Origin of the sequence: Pseudomonas avellanae BPIC 631, from assembly GCF_000444135.1 — a bacterium.
GTDB lineage: Bacteria > Pseudomonadota > Gammaproteobacteria > Pseudomonadales > Pseudomonadaceae > Aquipseudomonas > Aquipseudomonas avellanae.
In genome coordinates this window covers 1-2,274 of the sequence record NZ_ATDK01000596.1, presented here as the reverse complement: position 1 = coordinate 2,274, position 2,274 = coordinate 1, and the positions used below count along the sequence as shown (strand labels likewise).

General features: G+C 57.7%; 3 protein-coding genes. All 3 read right to left on the bottom strand.

Features of this window, described 5'->3' with window-relative positions:
• Nucleotides 1-80: 80 nt before the first annotated feature.
• Nucleotides 81-1,277, bottom strand: a complete 1,197-nt coding sequence (locus DW49_RS0127740; RefSeq protein WP_024421552.1) for a T6SS phospholipase effector Tle1-like catalytic domain-containing protein — start codon at nt 1,275-1,277, stop codon at nt 81-83.
• Complete coding sequence (locus DW49_RS0127735) at nt 1,265-1,789, bottom strand: Tli1a family immunity protein (protein WP_024419988.1); 525 nt, start codon at nt 1,787-1,789, stop codon at nt 1,265-1,267. Before DW49_RS0127735 ends, DW49_RS0127740 begins: the two co-directional genes overlap by 13 nt.
• Before the next feature lie 289 nt (nt 1,790-2,078).
• Nucleotides 2,079-2,274: hypothetical protein (locus tag DW49_RS1000000133495; RefSeq protein ID WP_206539587.1), on the bottom strand; the 196-nt coding region annotated here is incomplete at its 5' end.

The window sequence follows — 2,274 nt, the reverse complement described above, 5'->3', positions numbered from 1 at the left end:
GCGGCGGGTTTGCTTGCGTTTGCCTGCGTACTCAACGTCGGAAAAGCTCATTTGGCTCATGGGCGGCTCGGATCAGGTGGTCAGGCGATTTTCGCATATTTGAGACTTGTTCGGAGGTTCCCTAATCGCGTATCCGAGCTAAAAGCCTTCCCCTGATCCTCCGGCGGATACCCTCCGCCCAGATCCGAGTGAACCCCCGGATAGATCACCTCCACGCTGTTCACCGGATAACTGCCACTCTCGCGACGAATCGACTCCAGCGGAAAACACAGGCGCTGCTCGAAACTCGCCGCAAGGTGCAGGCAACGCTTTACCAGCCCGCCACCGGGCAACTCCTGATTGCCATCGGCCCAGGCCATGTGCCCGTCCGCCCCTGGCATGATGTCGGCGAAACCCACCGACGCCACGGTGTCCAGTAGCCCCAGGTATTCCACGCTCAGGGGGATTTGCAGATCGTCCAGTGCCAGAAAGGGCTGGTAACGCATCAGCGCGTTCAACCAACTGACAAAGGCTCGCGCCGCTGCTGCACCACGGGAAAACCCATAGACATACAGCTTGAGGCCCAACAGCCTCGGCGTGCCATGGCCAGGCTGTGTCAGGGCGAAGCGCAACGGCTGTTCAATCGCCTTGAGTTGCTTGCTGAACACCGCCGCCCGATTGGCCTGGCCGTTGACAAACCCCAGCCCAGGCCACGTGCCCATGGCCTGGACCGCGGCCAGCAGGCTTGTGTTGTCCAGCCGCGGCAGCCCCAGCGTGCGCCGCAGGGCGTCGACGAGCATCAACAGGCCCCAGTTGATCCGTTCTTCGCCAAACCAGGCACCCGCCAGCCCGACGGTGGAGTAATCCAGGTCGCCCACTTCCGCAAACGGCGTACCGACGCCGGGCATGTAGTACTTGAAATACTGGCCGTAGCCAGTGCCCGGGGCGTCGGTCAACCGCGAAGCTTCGCCTAGGTGCGCGGTGCCACCGGCGTGACCATCACCGATAGTGGCGCGAAACAGCCGGGCGATATTGGTCGGGTGCGGCGTGCCGGGCGCGTACAGATCGTTGTTCAGGTTATTGCCGGTGCCGTCGAAAAACAGACTGATGTGCAGGGTCTTGCAACACGGCGGCAAGATCCGGCGACCCGCCGCCAGGCACAGGGCATCCTGATAGTCTCGCTCAGCCTGGCCATGGCGATGGATATTTTGTTGGACCTGCACCGCCCGGCTTGGCAAACGACCTTGCAGCGGAAACGGCGGTGGATACCAGACATTGGCATGTTTTATTTCGGGCATGACTGAGGCTCCGGCAAGTGCAGCGGGGTTTTGATCGGGTATTGGGGGCTGCCATAGGCATGGCAGGAGGTGGTGACCTGGAGTTCATCGCAGGGCAGGAAGTGCACGGTCAGGCCGCAGACTTTTTGGCCGGTGTAATCAGGGACGGATACTGTTTTGTTGTGCTGGCGTTTTTGAGCATCGATTTTTTCAAGCCAAGCATAGTATTTTTCCCGATCTGCAAAACCGGGAAAACCTTCTGAACTACCAACACCTGTCTCCCAATCAACACGCACGGTCATCCCCGGCTTCCATCGTGACGGTGCGATGTAACAACAACCTCCGCCCCCGCCCTGGTAAGGCCCAATGATGTCGAGCCCCGAGCGTCCATCGACACTAAAGCGGTTGATCGCCCAGTGGGTGTGATTGATGGCTTCAAGGGTGCTGGCCTGTGCGCTTTGCGCGAGCAATACACCGACAAGGGTTCCGAGCTGGGTGAGGCGATGCTTGCTGTGGTCGAAGAAAGTACACATTTTATTGTTCATGATCATGCCTCCAAGGCGACGAGCGTCGCGCTGTTCTGGACATCGGTGAAGTGCAGGACAATACCGTCCTGATTGCTGCGGCTCAGGTTTTCGAGGTGTTTATGTCGAACAAACTCGCGCTGTACAAATTGCTGTAATTGCCCACCACCATTAACTCAAGTGGGCGTTCTATCTTTCTTGAGTACAACGCGTGTGCAAACAAAGCGTTGTATTGAACCGGGCTTTCGGCGCGTGATACTTGAAACTGCTTGAGGTCATAAACGCTCAAGACACAACGCTACGAGACAGAAAATCCACCACGGAATAAGGCAAGCACTTCTGAATGCACCGTAGGTATCATGCAGGCCGACGGCTCCAGCGCTTGAAATCTGTAGAAACCGGTTGAACGCCTCCGTCGAGGATAGCCAGTAACAGAAAGCGCCTGCGTACAATCTACAAACGGTGTTTGTTTATGGAAACTCTGAAAAAGGTTT